Origin of the sequence: Ensifer sp. 22521 (assembly GCF_052044795.1) — a bacterium.
GTDB lineage: Bacteria > Pseudomonadota > Alphaproteobacteria > Rhizobiales > Rhizobiaceae > Ensifer.
On the sequence record NZ_JBQENM010000013.1, the window covers coordinates 33,388 to 55,953 of the forward strand.

General features: G+C 63.1%; 25 protein-coding genes, 1 other RNA gene and 1 pseudogene. 15 read left to right on the top strand and 12 right to left on the bottom strand.

Going from position 1 to position 22,566, the window contains the following annotated elements:
* Positions 1-66: 66 nt before the first annotated feature.
* Complete coding sequence (locus tag ACTJKE_RS20705) at positions 67-924, top strand: sigma-70 family RNA polymerase sigma factor (RefSeq protein WP_113512238.1); 858 nt, start codon at positions 67-69, stop codon at positions 922-924.
* A gap of 140 nt (positions 925-1,064) precedes the next feature.
* Positions 1,065-1,703 carry a class I SAM-dependent methyltransferase gene (locus ACTJKE_RS20710; protein ID WP_058326176.1) on the top strand — a complete coding sequence of 213 codons (639 nt, stop codon included), beginning with the start codon at positions 1,065-1,067 and terminating at the stop codon, positions 1,701-1,703.
* A 49-nt stretch (positions 1,704-1,752) separates the two neighbouring features.
* On the opposite strand, the gene ACTJKE_RS20715 is transcribed toward ACTJKE_RS20710, so the two are convergent.
* A complete protein-coding gene (locus tag ACTJKE_RS20715; protein ID WP_058326177.1) occupies positions 1,753-2,568 on the bottom strand; it encodes an aminotransferase class IV family protein in 816 nt (271 codons plus the stop codon).
* 92 nt (positions 2,569-2,660) lie between these two features.
* Here ACTJKE_RS20715 and ACTJKE_RS20720 point away from each other — a divergent pair, with 92 nt between their 5' ends.
* The gene (locus ACTJKE_RS20720; protein WP_057247792.1) at positions 2,661-3,014 is read left to right on the top strand and encodes a MerR family transcriptional regulator; all 354 of its coding nucleotides are present in this window, start codon (positions 2,661-2,663) and stop codon (positions 3,012-3,014) included.
* A gap of 150 nt (positions 3,015-3,164) precedes the next feature.
* Here the strand turns inward: ACTJKE_RS20720 and ACTJKE_RS20725 are convergent, their stop codons facing one another.
* Positions 3,165-3,587 (bottom strand): DUF6636 domain-containing protein, encoded by a 423-nt coding sequence (locus ACTJKE_RS20725; protein ID WP_113399017.1) that lies wholly within the window; start codon positions 3,585-3,587, stop codon positions 3,165-3,167.
* Positions 3,588-3,785: 198 nt separating this feature from the next.
* Here ACTJKE_RS20725 and ACTJKE_RS20730 point away from each other — a divergent pair, with 198 nt between their 5' ends.
* The 3 genes from ACTJKE_RS20730 to ACTJKE_RS20740 are packed head-to-tail and all read left to right on the top strand — an operon-like array spanning position 3,786 to position 5,232.
* The gene (locus ACTJKE_RS20730) at positions 3,786-4,118 is read left to right on the top strand and encodes an ArsR/SmtB family transcription factor (protein WP_057247793.1); all 333 of its coding nucleotides are present in this window, start codon (positions 3,786-3,788) and stop codon (positions 4,116-4,118) included.
* Between the two features lies 1 nt (position 4,119).
* On the top strand, positions 4,120-4,596 hold the full coding sequence (locus tag ACTJKE_RS20735) for an SRPBCC family protein (RefSeq protein ID WP_057247794.1): 477 nt from the start codon (positions 4,120-4,122) through the stop codon (positions 4,594-4,596).
* A gap of 12 nt (positions 4,597-4,608) precedes the next feature.
* Complete coding sequence (locus ACTJKE_RS20740) at positions 4,609-5,232, top strand: dihydrofolate reductase family protein (protein WP_057247795.1); 624 nt, start codon at positions 4,609-4,611, stop codon at positions 5,230-5,232.
* Between the two features lie 117 nt (positions 5,233-5,349).
* Here ACTJKE_RS20740 and ACTJKE_RS20745 read toward each other — a convergent pair whose 3' ends face one another.
* The 4 genes and pseudogenes from ACTJKE_RS20745 to ACTJKE_RS20760 form a co-directional block, all read right to left on the bottom strand.
* On the bottom strand, positions 5,350-6,279 hold the full coding sequence (locus ACTJKE_RS20745; protein ID WP_058326179.1) for a hypothetical protein: 930 nt from the start codon (positions 6,277-6,279) through the stop codon (positions 5,350-5,352).
* A gap of 47 nt (positions 6,280-6,326) precedes the next feature.
* Positions 6,327-7,133 (bottom strand): MerR family transcriptional regulator, encoded by an 807-nt coding sequence (locus tag ACTJKE_RS20750; RefSeq protein WP_058326180.1) that lies wholly within the window; start codon positions 7,131-7,133, stop codon positions 6,327-6,329.
* A 126-nt stretch (positions 7,134-7,259) separates the two neighbouring features.
* A pseudogene (gene cml / locus ACTJKE_RS20755) lies at positions 7,260-8,443 on the bottom strand (CmlA/FloR family chloramphenicol efflux MFS transporter).
* A gap of 248 nt (positions 8,444-8,691) precedes the next feature.
* Complete coding sequence (locus ACTJKE_RS20760) at positions 8,692-8,973, bottom strand: BON domain-containing protein (RefSeq protein ID WP_057247799.1); 282 nt, start codon at positions 8,971-8,973, stop codon at positions 8,692-8,694.
* Positions 8,974-9,104: 131 nt separating this feature from the next.
* On the opposite strand from ACTJKE_RS20760, the gene ACTJKE_RS20765 reads away from it, so the two are divergent.
* Complete coding sequence (locus ACTJKE_RS20765) at positions 9,105-10,049, top strand: AEC family transporter (protein WP_057247800.1); 945 nt, start codon at positions 9,105-9,107, stop codon at positions 10,047-10,049.
* 149 nt (positions 10,050-10,198) lie between these two features.
* On the opposite strand, the gene ACTJKE_RS20770 is transcribed toward ACTJKE_RS20765, so the two are convergent.
* Positions 10,199-10,900 (bottom strand): c-type cytochrome, encoded by a 702-nt coding sequence (locus tag ACTJKE_RS20770; protein ID WP_057247801.1) that lies wholly within the window; start codon positions 10,898-10,900, stop codon positions 10,199-10,201.
* 156 nt (positions 10,901-11,056) lie between these two features.
* Between ACTJKE_RS20770 and ACTJKE_RS20775 the strand changes: the two genes are divergently transcribed.
* From ACTJKE_RS20775 to ACTJKE_RS20785, 3 genes are all read left to right on the top strand, one after another.
* The gene (locus ACTJKE_RS20775; protein WP_057247802.1) at positions 11,057-11,815 is read left to right on the top strand and encodes a 3-deoxy-manno-octulosonate cytidylyltransferase; all 759 of its coding nucleotides are present in this window, start codon (positions 11,057-11,059) and stop codon (positions 11,813-11,815) included.
* Between the two features lie 19 nt (positions 11,816-11,834).
* Positions 11,835-12,689 (top strand): prephenate dehydratase, encoded by an 855-nt coding sequence (locus ACTJKE_RS20780; RefSeq protein WP_057247803.1) that lies wholly within the window; start codon positions 11,835-11,837, stop codon positions 12,687-12,689.
* A gap of 484 nt (positions 12,690-13,173) precedes the next feature.
* Positions 13,174-13,311 (top strand): DUF1127 domain-containing protein, encoded by a 138-nt coding sequence (locus ACTJKE_RS20785; protein ID WP_064817013.1) that lies wholly within the window; start codon positions 13,174-13,176, stop codon positions 13,309-13,311.
* A 162-nt stretch (positions 13,312-13,473) separates the two neighbouring features.
* On the opposite strand, the gene ACTJKE_RS20790 is transcribed toward ACTJKE_RS20785, so the two are convergent.
* The 4 genes from ACTJKE_RS20790 to ACTJKE_RS20805 form a co-directional block, all read right to left on the bottom strand.
* Positions 13,474-13,842 carry a VOC family protein gene (locus ACTJKE_RS20790; protein WP_058324513.1) on the bottom strand — a complete coding sequence of 123 codons (369 nt, stop codon included), beginning with the start codon at positions 13,840-13,842 and terminating at the stop codon, positions 13,474-13,476.
* Positions 13,843-13,916: 74 nt separating this feature from the next.
* Positions 13,917-14,624 (bottom strand): helix-turn-helix transcriptional regulator, encoded by a 708-nt coding sequence (locus tag ACTJKE_RS20795; protein WP_058326182.1) that lies wholly within the window; start codon positions 14,622-14,624, stop codon positions 13,917-13,919.
* A gap of 28 nt (positions 14,625-14,652) precedes the next feature.
* A complete protein-coding gene (nudC, locus tag ACTJKE_RS20800; RefSeq protein WP_440637151.1) occupies positions 14,653-15,633 on the bottom strand; it encodes an NAD(+) diphosphatase in 981 nt (326 codons plus the stop codon).
* A 2-nt stretch (positions 15,634-15,635) separates the two neighbouring features.
* Positions 15,636-16,085, bottom strand: coding sequence for an HIT family protein (locus ACTJKE_RS20805; protein ID WP_058324514.1), 450 nt, complete (start codon positions 16,083-16,085; stop codon positions 15,636-15,638).
* Positions 16,086-16,149: 64 nt separating this feature from the next.
* Here ACTJKE_RS20805 and ffs point away from each other — a divergent pair.
* The 3 genes from ffs (at position 16,150) to ACTJKE_RS20820 (ending at position 18,524) form a co-directional block, all read left to right on the top strand.
* An RNA gene (ffs, locus tag ACTJKE_RS20810) (signal recognition particle sRNA small type) lies at positions 16,150-16,247 on the top strand.
* A 45-nt stretch (positions 16,248-16,292) separates the two neighbouring features.
* Positions 16,293-18,161 carry a DNA polymerase III subunit gamma/tau gene (locus ACTJKE_RS20815; RefSeq protein WP_057247809.1) on the top strand — a complete coding sequence of 623 codons (1,869 nt, stop codon included), beginning with the start codon at positions 16,293-16,295 and terminating at the stop codon, positions 18,159-18,161.
* 39 nt (positions 18,162-18,200) lie between these two features.
* Complete coding sequence (locus ACTJKE_RS20820) at positions 18,201-18,524, top strand: YbaB/EbfC family nucleoid-associated protein (RefSeq protein WP_057247810.1); 324 nt, start codon at positions 18,201-18,203, stop codon at positions 18,522-18,524.
* Between the two features lie 64 nt (positions 18,525-18,588).
* Here the strand turns inward: ACTJKE_RS20820 and ACTJKE_RS20825 are convergent, their stop codons facing one another.
* On the bottom strand, positions 18,589-20,415 hold the full coding sequence (locus ACTJKE_RS20825) for a patatin-like phospholipase family protein (RefSeq protein WP_058326183.1): 1,827 nt from the start codon (positions 20,413-20,415) through the stop codon (positions 18,589-18,591).
* A gap of 140 nt (positions 20,416-20,555) precedes the next feature.
* Here ACTJKE_RS20825 and recR point away from each other — a divergent pair, with 140 nt between their 5' ends.
* Positions 20,556-21,161: a recombination mediator RecR gene (gene recR / locus ACTJKE_RS20830; protein WP_057247812.1), complete on the top strand. Its 606-nt coding sequence runs from the start codon at positions 20,556-20,558 to the stop codon at positions 21,159-21,161.
* A gap of 42 nt (positions 21,162-21,203) precedes the next feature.
* Positions 21,204-22,442 (top strand): lytic murein transglycosylase, encoded by a 1,239-nt coding sequence (locus ACTJKE_RS20835; RefSeq protein WP_058326184.1) that lies wholly within the window; start codon positions 21,204-21,206, stop codon positions 22,440-22,442.
* Positions 22,443-22,566 lie beyond the last annotated feature (124 nt).

Genomic DNA, 22,566 nt, shown 5'->3' on the forward strand with positions numbered 1-22,566 from the left:
CCCGCGTTATCGTGCCGTCGTCGCCGATGGGCTGACGCCTGGAAATGCGCCCATGGAGCTCGATACATGAACGTGGAAGATTTCGAGGATCGCCTGCGCGAGTTCAGGCCGCGGCTGCATCGCTATTGCGCGCGCATGACCGGCTCGGCCGTGGACGGCGAGGACGTGCTGCAGGATACCTTGATCAAGGCCCTGCAGGCGCGGGCGGACGGTGTGGTCGTGGACAATCTCGAGGGCTGGTTGCTTCGCATCGCCCACAATACCAGCCTCGATTTCCTGCGCCGGCGGTCCCGGCACAGGGTCGTTCCGCTGCGCGATGATCTGGAGGACGCACCGCTGCCCGAAGCGGACATCGTTGCGGTCGGCTTTCACATCTTCCTGCAGCTGCCTGAACTTCAGCGCTGCGCCGTGATTCTCAAGGATGTGCTCGGACATTCGGTCGAAGAAATCGCGGATATTGCCGACTGCACGCCGGCGGCTGCCAAGTCGGCGCTCCAGCGCGGACGCGCGTCGCTCCGGCAACTGGCGGATCGCCCGGACGATATGCGGCTGCCGCTGATGTCCGATGCCAACCGGCAGAAGATGGCGACCTATGTGCGCCTGTTTCAGGGGGGCGATTTCGATGCGATCCGCGCCATGCTGGCCGAAGACGTCAAGCTCGAGCTCGTCAACAGGCTGAGGCTGGAGGGCCGTGAGGGCATTGGCCGCTACTTCACCCGCTATGCCGAGGAGACGAGGTGGCGGTTCGCGCTCGGTGCGATCGAGGGGCGTCCGGTCATGCTGGTTTTCGACAGCGCCGGGCCCATGGAGATGCCTGCGCATTTCGTTCTTCTCGATTGGCGCGAGGACGAGATCGCTGCGATCCGCGACTTTCTCTTCGCGCCCTATGTGCTTGAAACCGTCGATTGGGTTCGTCTGGCCTAGCGCGAAGGGGCCTTCGCTGATTGACCGTCCGATCTCCGCCATTTGTTGACGATTGCGCGGTAGCCGGAATCCCTTGACCGGCGTGGCTCCGGCCTCGACCGTGCCGAGGAGATCTGGTCGCGATCTGGGGAGCAGGCAGCATGAAGACGGCGAGTGACGCGCGTTTCTGGGACCGGACGTCGCAGCGATACGCCAAGGGGGCGATCGCGGACCCGGCCGGATATGAGCGCACGCTCGACCGTACCCGCTCTCTGCTTCTGCCCGATGACGGCGTGCTGGAACTCGGTTGCGGCACGGGGACAACGGCGTTTCGGCTCGCAGGCGATGTCCGGGACTATCTTGCGACCGATTTTTCCAGCGAGATGATCGCAATTGCCAGCGAGAGATACGCCGTCGACCTGGTGCCGAACCTCGTCTTCCGCGCCGCAACGGCCGAAGCGCTGGCCGCCGAGCGCGTGCAATACGATGCGGTCCTGGCCTTCAACTATCTGCATCTGGTGCGCGACCTTTCGGGCACGCTCGGCAGCATCCATGCCCTGCTCGCATCGAGCGGGCTGTTCATCTCCAAGACGCCCTGCGTCGGGGAGATGAGCCCCCTGATCCGTTTGGCGCTGTTGCCGGCGATGCGCGCGTTCGGAAAGGCACCCTATGCAGGAACCTTCGGCTTGATCGAGCTGAGCCAGGAGATAACGGCTGCCGGCTTCGACATTCTGGACATCGAAAACCACGCGACCAAAGGCAACGACAACCGTCCCTATATCGTTGCTCGCAAGCGCTGAGGCAGGCCGCGGCAGCATGGTTTGTCCGCCTCGGCCAAACTCAACTGCCCTAAACTGACTCGGCCGGCTCTGCGGCATGCGCACGGTGCAGCAGATCCAGAAACGCCTTTGCTTCCGGGATTGCCGTCGAACCGATGGCGCTGACGGCAATGCCTGGCGTCCATGAATTCATGACGGCCGCACCGGAGAGATCCTTGAGCCGGCTAAGGGTAATTTCCTCCCGGCGCTGCGGCACGGCCAGGCGTTCGAGTTGTCGCTGGATCGTACCCATCATCGTGCCGGTCAGCATGTCGGCCCTGGGCCAGATGACCGCCTCGCCGTCCCAGAAGACGAGGTTCCAGATGCTGGCTTCGCTGAGGCGACCATGCCGGTCCATGAAGGCGGCGTCGTCGAAACCCGCCCTGATCGCCTGATGCAGGTAATAGGTCTTGCCGGATTCGCCGACGTGCTTGATCGTGGGGTGTGGTCGCTCGTGCTCGATGACGGCAAGCCGCAGCGGACCCTTCGGGCCATTGGAGGGTGGGCCGCTGCGCACGAGAACGGCGAGGTCTCCCTGAATGCTGTCGGCGGTAAACTCGCCGTCCGGCGAAAAGATCGTGACCGTCAGCGACTGGTCCGCCGGACCTGCGTCGATTGCCTGTTTGATGTGGGCGCGCAACTCTTCGTCGGGCAGCGCGCGGCCGAAGAAGGAGAGAGAGGCGTTGCTGAGGCGCTTCAGATGCAGGTCCAGACCTCTGATCTTGCAGTCCCTGACCTGAATTGCGGTGAAGTGGGCGAAGCCGGCAAAAGCCAAGGGGATCAGATCGGCAGCGCTGGCCGGGCGGCCGTTGAGCGCTGCGGGATAGAGGCTTGTTTCGTTCGGCATGGTCTTGCTCCTGGGTGTGTTCACATGAAGGAGCCAATAGGTCTAAGGTCTGACAGCGCTGTCAGAGTCAAGGGCGAGGCGAAGGGACCGGAATGAAAATAGGCGAGCTGTCGAAACGCACCGGCGTCAGCATTCGGATGCTGCGCTACTATGAAGCCGAAGGGCTGTTGAAGCCTGGACGCACCGAAAGCGGCTATCGCGACTATGATCTGGCGGAGGTGAGAACCGTCGAGCGCATCAAACTCCTGGGCGCCGGCGGCATGACCCTTCCGACGATCCTGCAGTTCCTGCCGTGCGTTCGCGGAGAAGGTCCGATCTTTGAGCCCTGCGACGAACTGCGCGTCACCCTGCACGAGCAGATCCGGCTTGTCGAAGAGAAGACGGAAAAGCTGGCGCAGAGCCGCAGCGTCCTGGAGACTTTTCTGCAGGAGATAGGCGAGCGCTGATCTTCTGCCGGATCGAGCTACCGCGTGCTGCGGCGACCCCTTGCTGGCCTCGTCAGCGCTAACGCGACAGGATTGCGACCAAACCCGCTCTGGCCATCAACCAGAAGTCAGGGCGCGCGGCAAACCGTATGCACCTTTCCTGCTGCCGCTCTAATAGACGTCGGTCTTCGATCGACTGATGTAAAAACCGTGGCCGTCACTGCGCTCGCAGCTGAGCCCGGTCTTGCTGGACCGACAGCTAAACGGCCCCTTCTTCCAGCTGTTGCCGTAGCTCAGGATATGGGAGCCGTCGCAGCATGCTGTATCGCCCGCGTTCTGGAATCGTCGGGCCTTGCCCGCCTTTCCCAGAATGAACCTCTGATAGGTCGGTTCGATGCGGTCACAGCCAAGTTCCGGGCCGCCGTCCTCCGGGACATAAACATCGGAGCCACCGGCTGGCGTGTATTGGCAACCGATGTTGCCGGTCGGCATGTTGAAATAAATCAGACCGCCATCGGCGGGGAAATTCTGCTCTGCTGCATTCCCGTCGAATGCGATGAGCGCGGCGACCGCGAACACAAGAAAGCGCATCATTCGAGCTTTGGCCCCTGACCTTTGTCGATCCCGCAAAGTGCAGCAAGTAAAACATATCAGCGGGAAATGGGGAAATGGTCTCGGCTCTCGACCTGCGGTCGACGGCACGGCGCCGTGAGACAAAGTGGCTCGAGCCTGTCGGGGAGGACTTCAATAGTTAGCTGTTGCGCTAAGTGTTTGGTCATGATACTTAGCCTTATGGAACAGTATTCAGGCCGATTGGACGTGATCTTTCAGGCGCTCGCCGATCCCACCCGGCGCGCCGTGCTTTCGCGGCTCGGCGGCGGCCCGGCGAGCATCAGCGATCTCGCCAGACCCTTCGACATGGCCCTGCCGTCCTTCATGAAGCACATCCACTTCCTGGAAGGCAGCGGCCTGATCCGCACGCACAAGCAGGGCCGGGTGCGGACCTGCGCCATCGAGAAGGCGCAATTCGCCGTGGTCGAGACCTGGCTTTCGGCGCAGCGCGCGCTCTGGGAAGGCCGTGCCGACCGGCTGGAAAAATTCGTCACTGAACACGAGGAGGAATGACATGATCCGCTCTCCAGATCCCGAACTCGACCTGACGATGGCACGCATCATCAAGGCGCCGCGCGCGACCGTCTGGCGCGCCTGGAGCGATCGGACCCGGCTTGAGCAATGGTGGGTCCCGGCGCCGGCAATATGCAAGGTGATCGATATGGACCTGAAGCCGGGCGGCGGCTTCGTGACCCGGATCAGCGAAGGCGGCGGCGAGTTCGTGCCGCATATCAATGCCTGCTTCCTCGCGGTCGACGAACTCTCGCGCATCGTCTTCACCGATACGCTCGTTGCCGGCTGGCGGCCGGCCGAGAACGCCTTCATGACGGCAATCATCACGCTCAGCGACCATCCGGCCGGCACTGAGTACGCCGCCCACGTGATGCACCGCAACGGCGCGGACCGGAAGATGCACGAGGAGATGGGTTTCCACGACGGCTGGGGAACGGTGGCGGAGCAACTGGCCCGGCTCGTCGAGCAAACCCATTAAGGAGGCGAAGACATGCGCAACATCGTCCTGCAGATGATGACGACGCTCGATGGCCGCCTCGACGATCCGCTTGCCTGGATGGGCACGGTGGTCGATGAGCAGTACCGGGCGATCGACCGCCTCTATGCCGGCTACGACACGGTACTCGTCGGGCGCACCACCTACGAGGAGATGGTCGGCTATTGGCCCGGCGCGCTGAACGATGAGGTCAACGGCGAGACCAATCGCGTGATGGCCAAACGCATGCACGACTCCCGCAAGATTGTGTTCTCCCGCACCGGTGAGCAGGCAATCAGCCCCTGGCACAATGCCGAACAGGTCGTGGCTGCCGACGACGCCGCACTTTCGCGCTACCTGATGGAGCTGAAGGCTGAGCCCGGCGGCGATATCCATCTCTCGGGTGGCGCCAGCCTGGCGCAGACGGTGATCGGCCTTGGGCTGGTCGATCGCTACCACTTCTTCGTCTATCCCGTCGTCTCGCCGGGTGAACCGTGGTTCGCCCGGCTGAGGGATAAGAACGAACTGCAGCTGATCGGCAGCGAACACTACGACAACGGTGTCGTCGGACTTCACTACGCAACCGTACGCGACGCCAAGTCGGAGCGGCCGAAGAGCTTCTCCGAGCTCATTGCCTAAAGCAATTCCAGGAAAAGTGCGAAGCGGTTTTCCGTCCGGAATTGCGCCCGTGCCAAGTGAAGCAATTCCAGGAAAAGTGCGAAGCGGTTTTCCGTCCGGAGTTGCGTGTTGCTGGAATCAGTCTCCGCCTCGCAGGGCGGAGAGCAGCCGATCGTAGGTCGGAGCCAGCCGCCGCAGGGCTTCCGCCGCTTCCGCATCTCTGCGCAAGACCAACGGATATTGCAGCGCGCCGATGAGTCGCGCCTGTTCGCCGGCAACGGCGGCGGACTTGGCAAAGCCGGCGCGCTCGAGGCAGGTTTCGGCGTCAGCCGCACGGCGGGCGCCGACGCGAACGGCGAAATGGATCAGGTGCGCCCGCAAGCCCTTGTCACAGCGTTCCTCGATGCGCGCCGCCAGCGCTTCGGCGGCCTCGGCATTGCCGAGGCTCCTAGGCGGCATCGCTCGATCCGTAACCATCGACAGCCAGTGGATCGCGGCCGGGATCGAGGCCCGGATCCCGTCCACCTCCGAGACCTCCGCCACCCGCGAAAAGCCCGACCGCATCGTGAAAGAATCGCCGTAGGTGAGCGTCTTCGCGCTCCAGGCCGCCATGAAATCACTGATCGGCAGCGAGGCGTAGGGGTAGCCCTGCGGATCGTGCATCAGCACCCGCTCCTCGTCGAGCGCGAGGACTACGACATAGTGGTCGGCCTCGATCGGCCCGGTCATGCCGGGCTGATGGCGGAGATGTCCCATTTCCACCGGGCCGACCCAGACCGGGCCATCCTTGAGCGTCGACCGGAGGCGAGAAAGCGCGTCCTCGGCATCGTCACCCTTGCTGACTTCCGAGGTCCAGCCGAGCGCAGCAAGCGCGCCGTCGAACCCGGCTTCCGGGTCCCAGCCATAGGGGTCGAAGAACGGCAGCGAGCCGCCGATGAGCTGCATTCCGAACGGGCTGCTTGTGGCAAATTCGATGACGGCGGGCGAGGGCGCCGCCTCGCCGAACATCATGGCGAAGGAACTGGCGTAGCAATAGGGGCCGGAGCCCACATAGGGAACGTGCTGCATCGGATGGAACCCTTGAGCGATTGAGGGGGGATGTGAAGGGAGGCTTGTTAAGGCACGATGGGATAGGCGACATCGAAACGGGCGTCGCCGCTGCCGGGGTAGATTTCGTAGGGGCTGCCGAAACAATTGAGATCGTTGCTGTGCTCGAACCAGGCCTCGATCGCGTCGTAGACACGCAGCACCGCCGGAAAGGTCTCGAACGTCTCGGACACCGGCAGGAATGCTTCGCGCCCAGCCGGCTGAAGTCGCATGCGCAGATCACCTGACGGTTCGAGGCTGCCGGTGTAGCCGATCGCGACCTCGACGAGGCCCTTGCCATCATGGTTCACGGGCTCGTGGAAATGCAGCGTCATCGGCCCATCGTCGTCCTTGCCGCATAGTGCCAGGTAGCTGCGGATCGCCGCTTCGGCGCTTTCCGTGAAAGCGTCGAGCGCATCGACCGTCACATGACCCTGCCGATAGACGATCTTCGAAGGGGCAGTGTCGCGGACGCGGACGGCTTTGATCAGCGGATCATCGCCGCCGGACGATTGCCGGAAGATCGCCTGCACCAGCTCGCTCTGCTCCTCGAGCCGTTTGGTCTGTACCTCCAGCCAGGCGCGAAGTTCGGCGAGGCGCACTTCGGGCTGAAGCTCGATCAGGCGGGCGATTCGGGCGATCGGCAGGCCCAATTGCCGCAGCCTTGCGATCAAGCGGGCGCGGCCCGCCTGCTCGGCGGCGTAGTAGCGGTAGCCGGTCACCGGATCGACGTGGGCGGGCACGAGCAGGCCCTGCTCGGCATAGAGCCGGAGCGCCTTCGGCGACAGTCTTGTGGCAGCGCCGAAACGGCCGGCGAGGAAAAAAGAATCGGTCATGAGACAAGTCTGGGGCCTGCCCCAGGGGCGAGGTCAAGAGGCATCTTGCCGTCTTGCTGGCAGCCGCCGGACCGGTTGGCTGAATACCTCCCGGAGCAGGCAACCGCTCCGGGAGGTACATGGCAGCTATTGCCTTCCACGTCGGCTCAGGAGCGCCAGCGCCAGGAGCGTGACCGTCGCCATCACCAGGCAGTAGCCGACGAGCGGCCAGGCCGTATCGCCCTTCAGAAACAGCACGGCGCCGGTGCCGACGACGGCGACGATCAGGCTCTGGATGCAGAAGTAGAGCGCCACCGCCGTTCCGGCGATCGCGTCAAAGGCCTTCAGCGCGCCGTTCGCAGTCACCGAGGCGCTCATGACAATGCCGACGGCGATCACCCACATCGGCAGCACGAAGCTTGCGAAGGAGGGTGTCGTGAAGACTTCGCCGGCGGCAAGCAACAGCCCGCCAAGGATCAGCGCTGCCATGCCGCGCATGAGGCAGCCGGACATCCCGTAGCGGCCGACGAAACCCTTGGCGAAGCGCGTGGTCAGGATCATCACCACTGCCGCCGTCGCGAAGGCGAGGCTGAAGCCGAACTGCGAATAGCCGGCGCGATCGATGAGCAGGCGCGGCGCGGTCGAGAAGAACACGAAGAACGCGTGAAGCCGAGCGTATAGGTCCAGAACGCGCCGTTCCTGAGAATGGGCTTAAAGCTGGGCTTCCCGTTGCCGGAAGGGATTGGCCGGGTTTCCGACCAGCGCAGCAGCGCCTGGCCGAGCGCGGTAAGACCGAGCACGCCGAGCGTCAGGAAGATCGCCTGCCAGCCGAAAGCGCCTGAGATCAGCGCGCCGGCAATCGGTCCGAGCGCCGGAACGAAGGACAGCATGGCGCTGAAGAGGCCGTATATGGTGACGCCTTCCGGACGTGCGCCATAGAGGTCCCGCACCGTCGCGAAGGTCGCGACCAGCGCCGCCGAGGCGCCCGCCGCCTGCGCAAGCCGGAGTGCCACGAAAGCCGGCGCTGAGGTGGTGACCGCCAGCAGCAATGACGTCAGTGCAAACAAAGTCGCGCCTCCGAGAAGCACCGGACGGCGGCCGAACCGGTCGGAGAGCGGGCCGAAGAGCACCTGTCCCAAGCCCAGCATGAGCATGTAGAGGCTCAGCGTCAGCTGGACGATTGCCGGCGACGTGCCGAGAATGCCGGGCATTTCCGGCACGACAGGCAGATAGATGTCCATGGCGAGCGACGCCAGGATATCGAAAGGCGCCATCAGCAGCAGAGCCGCCGGCAGCGTATAGGGCCAGGTGGGCAAGTTATGATCGGGCATGATGAAACATCCGCGCAAATGGGTAACATTCGGCGGCGATCTGCCACTTCATCAAATCTTGGGAGTGTGAGCCGACAGACGCCGCAACAACTTTTTCAAACCGTTGTTGCGGCTTACCTGGTTGCTGACTCGTCGGTCCTCATCTGCGGCTCCTGCAGGCTGACGGCAATGCCAAGCCCATATCGACATCAATAGTGGCGCATGTCCTATCATTCGGCTTTTGACGCGGCAACCCGTCGGATCACCGCTCAGGCATGCGGGTCGGCGTCGCCCGGCTTCGCGTTCAGCCGGTTCTCGACGCTGGCAACACCGATCACCGATGCCGCCGCATCCCCGGCGCAGGCGACGTCCGTTTCGCTCGCGACCTCACCGGAAAGAACGACGAGCCCGCCAAGCGCCATCACCGAGATGCGGCTCGTGTCGACCAGGGCGGCATACTGGATGAAGCGCAGCACCTTGTCGGCGAGCGCGTCATCCGTCAGATGCGGATCGTCGTCTCCATGGGCATAAATGGGCTTATCTGGCGGCATGGCATGTTCCTCATGCTCTTCCCGAACGCCTGCGGTCTGCGAAGGTTCCCTTGAAAGTGCTCTGCCGCGCCGCGCTTGCGATCCTGGCGTGAACGCGGTTATTGCTGGCAGTCCCATCCCAAGGCCTGCGCATGTCCGACATCTTCCAGAACGTTCTGCCCATCTTCGTCCTGATCCTTGCCGGCTGGCTGTTGGTTCGGTCAGGCTATCTGAAACCGGCTGTCGGCGAAGCGCTCGGCGACTTCGTCTTTCGTGTTGCCGTTCCCGTTCTATTATTTCGCACGATTGCCGAAGCGGATTTCAAGGACGGTTCGCCCTGGCCGCTCTGGGTCGCCTACTTTTCCGGCGTTGCCGTCACCTGGGCGGCCGGGCATCTGGCTGCAACGCTCATCTTCCGGCGTGACCCACGCATGGGCGTTCTTGCCGGCGTCTCCTCGGCCTTCGCCAACACCGTGTTCATCGGCTTGCCGTTGGTTTCACGCATCGTCGGCGAGGAGGGAATAGTGGCGATTTCGATCCTGCTGTCCGTCCATCTGCCGGTCATGATGATCGCCGGCACGCTGCTGATGGAGCGTGCCGAGCGCCGTGCAAGCGGCAAACCAGGGCAAAGCCCGTTGCATCTTCTCGCCGGCGTCGGCCGCAACCTGGTGCGCAATCCGCTGGTCATCGGGCTTGCTTGCGGCGCAGCGTTTCATCTCGTCGGCCAGCCGCTTGGCGGACCTGTGAAGACTGTCGTCGATCAGCTTGCCTCGATGGCGGCGCCGGCAGCGCTGATCTCGATCGGCATGGCGCTAGACAAATACGGCCTTGCCGGCAATCTCGGTCTTGCTTCCTTTACGAGTGTGCTGAAGCTCCTCGTCATGCCCGGGGTCGTGTTCACCAGTTGCCACCTGCTTGGCCTCAACGACAACTGGACGACGGCGCTGGTGCTGACATCGGCCGTTCCAACCGGCGTCAACGCCTGGCTGATCGCCAACCATTTCAACGTCGGCCACGCACTCGCCTCCTCGACCATCACATTGACGACCGCGCTCGGCGTCGTCAGCGTTTCGGTCTGGGCCTATCTGCTGGTGTGACTGCTTCGGAACTTCGGGAAGTGTTTCCTCGGGAGGAGCGAAATCCCGTCTATCGATTCGCGTGGATGTGTCGCGTCACCGTGCCCCGCAAATGCAAAAGGCCCGGCGCGAGCCGGGCCTTTCTAATGGGTTGTTTCCAACCGCTAAGCTTATTGCGCCGGTGCCGGCTGGCCTTCGGCAGGCTTGGATTCCGTCGCCGGAGCGGCCTGGCCCTCAGCCGGCTTGGTTTCGGTTGCCGGAGCCTCTGCCGGCTTTGCGCCTTCGGCGCCAGCAGCCGGTGCCGCTTCGGCAGCGCCGCCAGCCGCATCCGGCAGCGGAGCCGGAGAATCGGCCTGCTCGCGCAGCCACGCGATCAGGTTGGCGCGCTCGTCCGGCTTCTTGACGCCGGCAAAGCCCATGGCGGTGCCCGGAACGTGCTTCTTCGGCGCTTCGATGAAGAAGCTCAGGTGGTCGTAATCCCAGACGACCTTGCTGCCCTCGGAGAAGGTCTTCATGCCGGCCGAATAGCTGAAGCCTTCATGCGAGGCGATCGGACGGTTGACGAGGCCCCAGAGGTTCGGACCGACTTTGTTTGCGCCGCCCTTGTCGGCGGTGTGACAGCTTGCGCACTTCTTGAACACGGCTTCACCGGCAGAAGCATCGGCCTTGAGAAGCAGCGGCTTGATATCGACTTCGACTTCTGCGGCGCCGCCGGCGCCGGCTTCAGACGTGCCCTCTTCGGCAACGATCGCGAAGCCTTCCTTCTCGGGAGCCTCGGAGTGGAAAATGCCTTCCGATGCAATGGACACGGACATCAGAACGAAGACCGTCCCCAGAAAGGCACCCACGCCCATGTTCACATATGAATTCATCTGCAAACGCTCCCTTTGCCACCGGCGCAAACAAAAACCCGGCCTATCTTGAAATCGCGCGGAACCTATGTCTTTTGGCTCTGCGTTGCAACAGTGATTATCGGCCCCTAACTGAGACTTATTGACACTTTCAGCGGGGTTTTTGAAGGCCAGATCATGAATCGCGAAAATTCAGGTAAAGCCATCGTGCTCATTCCGGCGCGCATGGCCTCGACTCGCCTGCCCGGAAAGCCGCTCGCCGACATTTGCGGCCTGCCAATGATCGTCCAGGTGGCGAAACGCGCCGAGGAAGCGGACGTCGGCCGCGTGGTCGTCGCCGTCGACGACCAGCAGGTCTTCGACGTGGTGCGGGAGGCCGGCTTCGAAGCGATCATGACCCGCATCGATCACCAGTCCGGATCCGACCGGATCTATGAAGCGCTGCAGAAGGCCGACCCGACCGGCGAAGCGGAGATCGTCATCAACGTGCAGGGCGATCTGCCGACGGTCGAGCCGGCATCGATCCGTGCCGCACTGAACCCGCTTGAAAACGCCAGCACGGATATCGCGACGCTGACGGTGGCGATCGCCGAAGAGAGCGAAAAGACCAATCCGAACATCGTCAAGGTCGTTGGTTCGCCGCTTTCGGACACGCGCCTGCGCGCACTTTACTTTACCCGCGCGACCGCGCCCTACGGCCAGGGGCCGCTCTACCATCACATCGGTCTCTACGCCTATCGCCGCCAGGCGCTGGAGCGCTTCGTATCGCTAAAGCCCTCCGTGCTCGAACGCCGCGAATCGCTTGAGCAACTGCGCGCGCTCGAGGCCGGCATGCGCATCGACGTCGAGATCGTCGATTCGGTTCCGCTCGGCGTCGATACGCCGGTGGAGCTGGAAAAAGCCCGCCGTATCCTTTCCGCCCGCCATCCCGAATAAGCCTGAGAAGGAAGCTACCGTGACCGTCAAGACCAACAGGATTTCCTTTCAGGGCGACTACGGCGCCAACTCCGACATGGCCTGCCGCGACATGTTTCCGTCGATGGAGCCGCTGCCCTGCCAGACATTCGAGGATGCCTTCGTCGCCGTCGAGAACGGTGACGCCGATCTCGCGATGATCCCGATCGAGAACACGATCGCCGGCCGCGTCGCCGATATCCATCATCTGCTGCCGGAATCGCGGCTGCACATCGTCGGCGAATACTTCATGCCGATCCGTTTCCAGCTGATGGTGCTGCCCGGCGTCACGCGTGACGAAATCCGCACCGTGCACAGCCACATCCACGCGCTCGGCCAGTGCCGCAAGATCGTGCGTTCCAATGGCTGGAAGCCGGTCGTCGCCGGCGATACCGCCGGCGCGGCGAAGCTTGTTTCCGAAAAGGGCGACCGCTCGATGGCGGCGCTTGCACCGCGGCTTGCCGCCGATCTCTATGGTCTGGAGATCATCGCCGAGAACGTCGAGGACACCGAAAGCAACGTCACCCGCTTCGTCGTGCTTTCCCGTGAAGAACAGCGCATAGGGCGTTCCGCGGACGACGAGTTGATCATCACCACCTTCGTCTTCAATGTCCGCAACATTCCTGCGGCCCTCTACAAGGCGATGGGCGGTTTCGCGACCAACGGCATCAACATGACCAAGCTCGAGAGCTATCAGCTCGGCGGCAAGTTCGTGGCGACGCAGTTCTACGCCGATATCGAAGGCCATCCCGACGATATCGGCGTGCGCCACGCCATGGACGAGCTGCGTTTCTTCTCCGAGAAGGTCCGCATCCTTGGCACCTACAAGGCGCACCCGATGCGCGGCGTGCTCTGACGCTTGGCTCAGACCTGCTCGAAAGTTCCTCGAAAGGGAAAGTCGGGCGAGACGAGCCGCCACACCTCACCGGACGCAAGGTGCCGATACCACTTTTCGTCCGGTAAGCTCCCCGCGCGAGATGTCCTCACCGGGACCTCCAGGGCGATCCCCGCGCCCACCTGATCTGCATCCAGCGCTCGAAGCGATCGAATTCCGGCGGCATCTGAAAGGCTGCGATCTTCTCCCATTCGCATGTCGTCATCTTCGCTTATCAAGCCTGGCTAATAGAATTGGCTGTGGCAACACCCGTTCGTTCCGGCCGTGATCCAAGGCGGTTTTGCAACGGGAATCATCAGCTTAACGATCGTGTCGCGGCGTAAGAAAGTGGCAAAAATTCGTTAACCGGCTACGCGTCTGGCGCATGCCTAATCTGCAATCGCGGCGGTACACAAATTTTAGGCAAATGCCTATCTAACGCTCGTTCACGTAAGGAGTGTTAAAGATGAAGATCCGTCAGAAGATCATGGAATATGCGAAGACCCGCCGTGCGATCCGCGAGCTGAACGCTCTCGACGATCACGCACTGAGCGATATCGGTCTGTCCCGTTCGCAGATCCAGGCCGCCGTTTACGGCCGCTAATCCGCATCATTCGCGTATCCCGCTGCGTCTGCATGTGTCCTTTGATCGTTCCGATCAAAGGACAAAAATATGCGGCAATGTAAGTGCTGCAGCGACCTTTGCACGTCTGCTAAGACGTGCGGCGCTGTAGGGCTGGCGGGATACGCGCCGCTGTCCTCTCGATCACGAATCGAAGAGGCAGACACGCAGCCGGTGACCATCCGGATCGAGCGCGACGAAGGTCGGACCGAAATCCATCTCGGTCAATTCCTGCGCAATCTGCAGCCCTTCCGCCTTCCATTTCTCGTAGTGCGCGCGCACTGCGCCCTCATCCTCCACCATGAAAGCCAGTTCCGAGCGATGGCCTGATGCCGTCGGCTCCGGCGCGACCGTATGTTCGGCCCAGAGCCCGAGGGTGAAGCCGCCGGGCAGTTCGAAGGACGAAAAGGTCTGGTAGGTGACGCTTGGTTCCTGCGCGAGGACATCGCGGTAGAACGCCACGCTCGCCAGCGGGTCCTTGACATAAAGAACGATGAGATTTGCCTTGGCCATGTTGTTTCCTCCTTGTTGCGGGGAATTGCAGGCTAGGCGTGGTGGCTGCCAACTTCTGTCAGCATCGAGAGTCGTCAGGAGCCGACCGTCTGGCGCTTGGATGCGGCGATGTCCTGGCTGGCGCGCCAGTCCTTCATCAATATCTGGCGGCGACGAGGGTAACGCGCTTCGGTGACAGTCATCCGGCGCATGCGGTCAGCGCGGAAGTGCCGGAAATCCAGGCGCAGTTCACACCACGCCATGACCATGCGCACGTTCTCGAAGAAGCCGAGCGCAAAGGGCCAGATCGTGCGCTGCGTTGCACTGCCATCGTTGTCCACGTAGTCGAGTTCCACCTTGCGCTCGTTGCGGATCGCCCGCCTGAGCGCGGCAATGTCGATGCCGTTGGTGGCCGGCGGGCTCGGCCCGACGAGCAGGGTCGAGCTGTCCAGCTCCTCGCGAAGCTCTGCCGGAAGCACCGCGGCGATCTTGGCAAGGGCGTTCGCTGCAGCACCTGCGAGATCGTCGTCGGTACGCTTTGAAACCCAGCGCGATCCGAGCACCAGTGCCTCGATTTCCTCCGCCGAGAACATCATCGGCGGCAGCATGAAGCCGGGCTTCAGCACATAGCCGAGCCCCGGTTCGCCCTCGATATGGGCGCCCTGCGCCTGCAGGCTCGCGATATCGCGATAGAGCGTTCGGAGGCTGACGCCGGTCTCTTCCGCCAGCCGCTGGCCGCTCACCGGCTGGCGGTAGCGCCGGAGCACCTGCAGAAGATCCAGCAGCCGTTCGGAGCGGGACACGGTCGGCCCTCCTCGTAACCCGTCGCCCTCAGGCCCGCTCGTCCCAGGCGAGCCAGTCGCGCATCAGCTGGTGCGCGATCGCGCCCTTCGGCGGCGGAATATGCTCGTCGCCGGTATTGGCAACGCCGGTCGAGCGTTCGAGCATCGCGATCGTTTCCTCGCGCGTGAACCAGCGCACGTCTTCCAGCTCCTGCTCGTCGCGCTTGATGACGGTCGATTTCGCCTCGGCATAACAACCGATCATCAGCGTGTGCGGCATCGGCCAGGGCTGCGAGGCATGGTAGCGCACCCGGCCGATGTGGATGCCGGACTCCTCGTGCGTTTCCCGGCGCACGGCATTTTCGATCGTCTCGCCCGGCTCGACGAAACCGGCAAGGCAGGAATACATGCCCGGCGCGAAATGTGGGCTGCGGCCAAGCAGGCAGAGGTCGCGCTCAAGGTCGATCGTCATCATGATGACGACCGGATCTGTTCGCGGAAAGACCATGTGGCCGCAGGCGGTGCAGACCCGGCGATAGCCGCCGGCCGTGCCGTCCATCGGCCCGGCGCAGCGGCCGCAGAAGCGGTTGTTGGCGTTCCAGGTAATGAGGCTCGAGGCCTGGGCGAATTGGCCGAGCAGTTCCTCCGGCAGCATCTGCTGCCGGTAGAGCGTGCGGCCATCGGCGATCTTGAAGGGCTCAGTGATCGTCTCTTCGGTCAAGCCCGTCGGCACGGCAAGCCGTGGCTCGCCGTTCGGCAGGTAGCCGAGCAGGATGGTCTCGTCGAGCACCGGTTCGAGCCCTTCGAGTTCGTAAGGGGCAAACAGCGGGTCGATGATCTTCTCGTCGTGCTTGACGATCAGCTTCGGTCCCGAGAAGGCCAGGAAATGGGCGCCCGGGTGCTTGAGCGCCAGCTCGACGCAATCGTCGCTGCGGTGCTCCGACTGGCGGTCCAGATGGTTTTCGGAAAAGGCGACGAGAGTGCTTGGCTCCGGATGCGGGCTACGAAGGTCAAAGATCGATTTCGTCATGTTCAGAGGTTTTCCAGAATGCGCGCTGCGAAGTCTCGATGCTCTTTTTCGTCCCACGGCTCCGGCTTGCCAAAGCCCCAGACCGGCCCCGGCCAGTTCGGGTCGCCGTCGTTGCGGGCGATGATATGCACATGTAGTTGCCGAACGATATTGCCCAATGCGCCGACATTGATCTTTTGAGCGCCGGTGACCGTCTTCAGGGCGGTTGCCGCCATGGTCGTCTCGAAGGTCAGCATCGTCTGGTCGAGTGGGGTCAGGTCGAAGATTTCCGAAATGCCTTCACGCTGCGGAATGAGCACGAGCCAGGGCCAGCGGCGGTCGTTCATCAGCCGCATCTGACAGAGGCCGATCGAGGCGATCGGGATGCCGTCGCGTTCGAGCCGCTCGTCGAGAGTGAAGGTCGCCAAGTCATTCTCCTCAGGCAAAGACAACGGATTCGCCTTGTTTTGCATATCGATATCAGTTTTTTGATGGCTTGGCTTGCATTTGCTTTCGATATTGCCGATATGGAAGCCGGGAGGTTGGTGGTGGACGAGCCACTCGCCAACCGGGTCAGGTCCGGAAGGAAGCAGCCCTAACGAGCCCCGGCACGGGTCATCGTGCCAGCCTCCCACCTTTTCCGTCCTGTCGGGACAAGAGTTCGAACAGCGGCAGGGTCGATGAGCGACGACACGTCCATTTCATCCGTTGAGAAACCGGCCGCCTACCGTGTTCTGGCGCGCAAGTATCGCCCCAAGGATTTCTCCGACCTGATGGTCGGCCAGGAACCGATGGTGCGCACGCTCACCAACGCTTTTGAAACGGGTCGCATCGCGCAGGCCTATATGCTGACCGGTGTGCGCGGGGTCGGCAAGACCACCACCGCCCGCATCCTCGCCCGTGCGCTGAACTACAAGACCGCTGAGACCGACAGGCCGACGATCGACCTTCGTGTGCCGGGCGAACACTGCCAGGCGATCATGGATGGCCGCCATGTCGACGTCATCGAAATGGACGCCGCCTCGCATACCGGCATCGATGACATCAGAGAGATCATCGAACAGGTTCGCTACCGCCCGGTATCGGCGCGCTATAAAGTCTACATCATCGACGAAGTGCACATGCTCTCGACCCAGGCCTTCAACGGCCTGTTGAAAACGCTCGAAGAGCCGCCGGAACATGTGAAGTTCATCTTCGCCACCACCGAAATCCGCAAGGTTCCGATCACGGTGCTGTCGCGCTGCCAGCGCTTCGATCTGCGCCGCATCAGCGCGTCTGATCTCGTCGGCCTGTTTTCGACGATCCTCGGCAAGGAAGGCGTTTCCTTCGATCCGGAAGCGCTCGCCATGGTCGCCCGCGCCGCCGAAGGATCGGCGCGTGACGGCCTGTCGCTGCTCGACCAGGCGATTGCGCACGGCGGCGGTGCGGTTGAGGTCGAGACCGTGCGCTCGATGCTCGGCCTTGCCGACCGCGCCCGCATCGTCGATCTCTTCGACCATGTCGTCAAAGGCGATGTTGCGGCCGCACTCCAGGAATTTACCGCGCAATACGAGGCCGGAGCCAATCCGACGGTCGTTCTGACCGACCTTGCCGATTTCACCCATCTCGTCACCCGCATGAAATACGTGCCGGAGGCGGTCAACGATCAGTCGCTGAGCGAGATCGAGCGCACCCGCGGTGCCGTCTTCGCCGAAAGCGTTGCGGTCACGGCACTCTCGCGTATCTGGCAGATGCTGCTCAAGGGCATTCCGGAAGCGGAAAGCTCGTCGCGCCCGGCGGGAGCTGCCGAAATGGTGCTGATCCGGCTGGCGCATGCCGCACACCTGCCGGCGCCGGAAGAGGCTGCGCGACGCGTGCTTGAGCTTTCCGGCGGTGAAGGCGGCGGCGCCCGTTCCGGGCCGGTTGGCGGCAATGGCGGCGGGGCACAGGCCTCCGCCTCAGGATCGATTTCGGCGCAGGCAACGCAGGCGATGCCGGTGCAGCGCCCGACGAGCAACGGCGCGACGATGCTGCGCGCCGTGCCGGATGCAGCACCCCAGCCGGTCACCGTCGGCCGTATCGAGGAGCGACCCGCGGTGGCCCCAGCTGCCAAGCCGCAGCCGTCGGTTCCGGTCAATTCGATCGCAGATATCGCCGAACTTTGCGCCAAGAACCGCGACATCAAGCTGAAGACGCTGGTGCGCGGCTTCCTGCGTCTGGTGCATATCGAGGCCGGTCGTCTCGACGTCAATGTTTCCGACGATGCGCCGAAGACGCTGCTTGGTGAAGTCGCGGTCAAGCTCAAGGAATGGACCGGCATCCATTGGATCGTCAGCTACAGCCGCGAGCGCGGCGAGCCGACGCTGATCGAGGCCGAACAGCGGGCGCAGGAACAGCGCGTCAACGATGCGCGCCAGGACCCGGATGTCGCGGCCATTCTCGCCCGCTTCCCGGGTGCCAAGATCACCGACGTGCGCATTCGCGCCGTCGAGGAAGAGGCCGAGAGTGTTGCTCCGGCTACAGCCGAATCCGCCGACGGCGATATCGTCCCTGGCGACGACATCGAATAGTCCCGTCTGCGAGCAGAAACAGAAAAACAGGAGACGACGATGCGCGACATCATGGGGATGATGGGCAAGGTCAAGGAAATGCAGGCCAAGATGGAGAAGATGCAGGCGGAGATCGCCGCACTCGAAGTCGACGGCACGTCCGGCGGTGGTCTGGTGACCGTCCGCCTCGACGGCAAGGGCACCCTCAAGAGCCTGAAGATCGATCCTTCGCTCTTCAAGGAAGACGACGTCGAGATCCTCGAAGACCTGATCGTCGCCGCCCACAAGGACGCCAAGGACAAGGCCGAAGCCGTCCAGGCGGAAAAGACCGCCGAACTGACCGCCGGCCTGCCGATCCCGCCCGGCATGAAGCTGCCGTTCTGACCGGTTTGAACGAGTTGGAGCGCGGTGCGTTCGGAAAACCGCACGCATTATTCCGCATCCCGCTCTATTGATTGGGCGCCGGTGGCGTGTCCGGCCGCGGAGGGTTCGCCCCGCGTGGATTGGTATCCATGCTGGCGGTGATCCTGAGATCCACCTTCTGGCTGGAAGGTGGAGGAATCGGGCGCCGATCGAGTTCGGCGCCTATGGCTGCGAGCTTCTGGGTAAGCTCGTTCAGCGCTAGGCGATCAGCCTTTGTAACGCCGACGAGGCCGGTCGGATCGTATTCCGTCAGGATCGCCGGATAGTCGATCCTGCGCTCGGTCGCCGGTTCCATGTAACGATTGGACAGCTTGCGCAGCGACTCGGAAAGTGTCGGCAGCATCGTCATCGCCCGGCGCCATCGATGTTCGTTGAAGTCGAAATTCTTGAGCACGACGTCGCCGGCCTTGCCGCCGAGCATACTCAGGAAATTCACGGTTTCTCCATCCATGTCGAGATTGAGCCCGCCTTCCTTGGCATCGTCGAGCCTCACCTCGACAATGCGTTCGCTGTAGCCATGGAGCTGGCTCTGTAGCGTGTCCTGCCAGTTGCGGGCTGTGTCGAGGATAGCGCCGACGAAGGCGAAAAGTCCCTCGACCGGATAGACCGGCGTCGCCTTGCCTTCGGCCGTACGGCGCGGCAGGTGCACGCGGCTGCCACCTGATCCGTCCTCATCCTCTCCATGGCGCCTCGGATCGTAACTCGCCAGCGAAATACCGAAGGTCGGGCGACCGGGCAGCAGTCCGTCGAACAAATGGATCGGGAAATTGCTGGTGATGCCGCCATCGGAAAACAGGCAGCGGATATGGGTTGACGGATCGCGCCGGGCTGCCGCGCGCAGGGAATAATCGTAGCGATAGAGTGGAACGCCGCGGATCAATCCGGGGAAGCTGAGACTCATGCGGGCGATGATCGCCACCGGCAGCTTCCTTGCCGGCGGTAGCTGGTAGTAATCCCGCACGCCGTCCGGCCCTACGATGTCGCGTGGTTTGCTCTCCTTCAGGAGGTAGCTCATGATGGACGGCGGAAACAGCCTTTCGAATTCCGACTTGCGGTAATTGTGCACCCGGTCGCCAAAGGGTAGCTCGTAAGGCCGCCGCGAAGAGAGATCGGTGGTGACGCTCTTCAACGTGATCTCGTAGCGATCGAGATCGCCGATCGTCAAAGGCCGCGCTTCTCCGTCGGAGCGAACCGGGCCGGCAATGGCTTCGATCCGCTCGGCAATCCAGTTGGTGAATGCAGGTTTCTTCGCGCCCGGTTGGGTCAGGCCGCTGCATAGGCCGAAGTCGTGGGCCGGCAACACCACCGCGACCGCGCGATAGAGCTGATAGGTCAACATCGCCATCGCGCCGATCAGGACGACGAGCGCCCCCAGGATGCCAAGCGCCCAGTCGGTCGCGGCGATGCCGGCGACGATCAGCGCGAGGCCGGGGAGGGCGGCAAGAAGCAACGCCAAGTGAAAAACCCTGAGGGCCTCCAGGCCTGCCGCCGCCACCTTGCTTCCCTGCGTTCGCACCATCGCCATCCCGACGCGAAAGAGCGGCGCTGTTTCCGCCGATGGCTGGAAGAAGGTCGGGAGATTGGCGGCCAGCTCCTTCGGCATCGCATCGATCAGCGCGAAGCCAGCGTTCTTTTCGTCCGCCGTTGCGGCACTTTGGCGTCGGTATTCGGCAGCGGCTGTCATGACGGCGGCAATCGCACCGGCCGATGTGCCGCCGATGTGCATGAAGCGGTAGCGGGTCGCGAGTTCGGTAATGGCGCGCGGGAAGACGACACCCGAAGTGATGCCGCCTTTCATGATCAGATCGCATTCATCGCTGGGGGCTGCATAGCGGAAAGGCGTATTGGTCATCGGAGCCTCCATCTGCTGCGATCAACAATAGATTGCGCCCTCGTCGAATGCACGCCGATTTCTCCTGCGCCCTTTGCGATGGCCCATTGCAGTGTGCGAAGTCGATTCCGTTCGGGCTCGATATGGGCTAAAAGCGCCGCATGGCAAAACGAGTCACCGGCCCCGAAATCGAAAAACTCATCCAGCTCCTGGCAAAAGTCCCGGGGCTCGGGCCGCGTTCGGCACGGCGCGCCGCCCTCCATCTCGTCAAGAAGAAGGACCAGTTGCTGGGGCCGCTCGCCGACGCGATGGGCGAGGCCCACCGTAAGGTCCGCATTTGCTCCTGCTGCGGCAATGTCGATACGATCGATCCCTGCACCGTCTGCTCGGACGAGCGTCGCGACCAGTCGGTCATCATCGTCGTCGAGGACGTTTCCGACCTCTGGGCGCTGGAGCGCGCCGGCGCGATGAACGCCGCCTATCACGTGCTTGGCGGCACGCTCTCCCCGCTCGACGGTGTCGGTCCTGAAGACCTCAACATCAAAGGACTTGTCCAGCGCGTCGCCAATGGCGGCGTCCGCGAACTGATCATCGCCGTGAATGCGACGGTCGAGGGCCAGACCACGGCGCACTACATCACCGACCAGCTCGAGGGCATGGAAGTGAAGATCACCCGGCTTGCCCATGGCGTGCCTGTTGGCGGCGAACTCGACTATCTCGACGAAGGCACGCTGGCAGCCGCCCTTCGCGCCCGCACGTCGATCTGACGCTATTTTCGAACCCCGCGATCCAACCGACAGGGAAGCCTTATGCTGAGACTTCTTTCACTTTCGACCTTTTTGCTCTGTGGCTGGCTGGGGTTCGCGCATGCCGCGACGAAGGCGGATGTCGAGGCGGAGTTTCGCGCCTGGCTTCAGAACGATCTCTGGCCGGAAGCGCAGAAGGCGGGCATTTCTGCCGGTTCGTTCAAGGCCGCCTTCGCCGACGTGAAGCTCAACTGGGACCTGCCGGATCTGGCGCCTCCCGGCTTCCCGAAGCCGAAAGAGCAGAAGCAGAGCCAGGCCGAGTTTTCCTCGCCCGGCAACTACTTCTCGGAGAAGCGCCTGCAAGGTCTGGCGGCAACCGGCCGCAGCCTTGCTTCCACCCATGCCTCGACCCTGAAGAAGATCGAGCGCACCTATGGCGTGCCGGCCTCGGTGGTTGTGGCGATCTGGGGCCGTGAGTCCGGCTTCGGCCGCGCCAAGATCCCCTATCCGGTCGTCGACGTGCTGGCGACCAAGGCCTTCATGTCGACGCGGCCCGACCTTTTCAGACGCGAGCTGATCTCGGCGCTGCACATTCTCGACAGCGGCGACGTCGACGAGACGGCGATGCGCGGCTCCTGGGCCGGCGCCATGGGCCAGCCGCAGTTCATGCCGTCGAGCTTCCTGCAATATGCCGTCGACTTCGACGGCGACGGCCGCCGCGACATCTGGAATTCGGTGCCGGACAGCCTAGCCTCGATCGCCAACTATCTCGTCAAGAAGGGCTGGCAGCGCAACCGCGACTGGGGCTTCGAGGTGTCGATTCCCGACGCCGTCTCCTGCGCACAGGAAGGCCCGGACCTCGCACGGCCGATTTCGGACTGGGCCAACAAGGGCATCACGCGGATTTCCGGCAAGGCCTTCCCGTCGCATGAACTGTCGGCGTCGTCTATGATGCTGGTGCCGGCCGGCCGGCATGGGCCGGAATTCATCGTTACGCCGAATTTCTATGTGCTCAAGGAGTACAACAACTCCGACCTCTATGCGCTGTTCATCGGCAATCTCGCCGACCGCATCGCCACCGGCGGCGGTGCGTTCCGCGGGAGCTGGGGCGATGTCGGCAACATGCTGCGCTCGGACGTTCTCGCCATGCAGAAGGCGCTCGTCGCCAAGGGCTACGACGTCGGCAAGGTCGACGGCCTTCCCGGCTACAAGACGCGCCGCTCTCTCGGTGACTGGCAGGCAAAGAGCGGGCTTGCCGCCACCTGCTTCCCCAATGCCTCGCTGAAGGCGAAGCTGCGCTAAGGCAATTTCAACCAGAGGCGTCGACGCTCTCTCAAGCTGAACCGCTGAACCGAAAGAGGCCCTGCGTGACGGGCCTCTTTCGTTGCATTGGTCGATGTCAGCGTGGGGGGCGACAACGGCATTT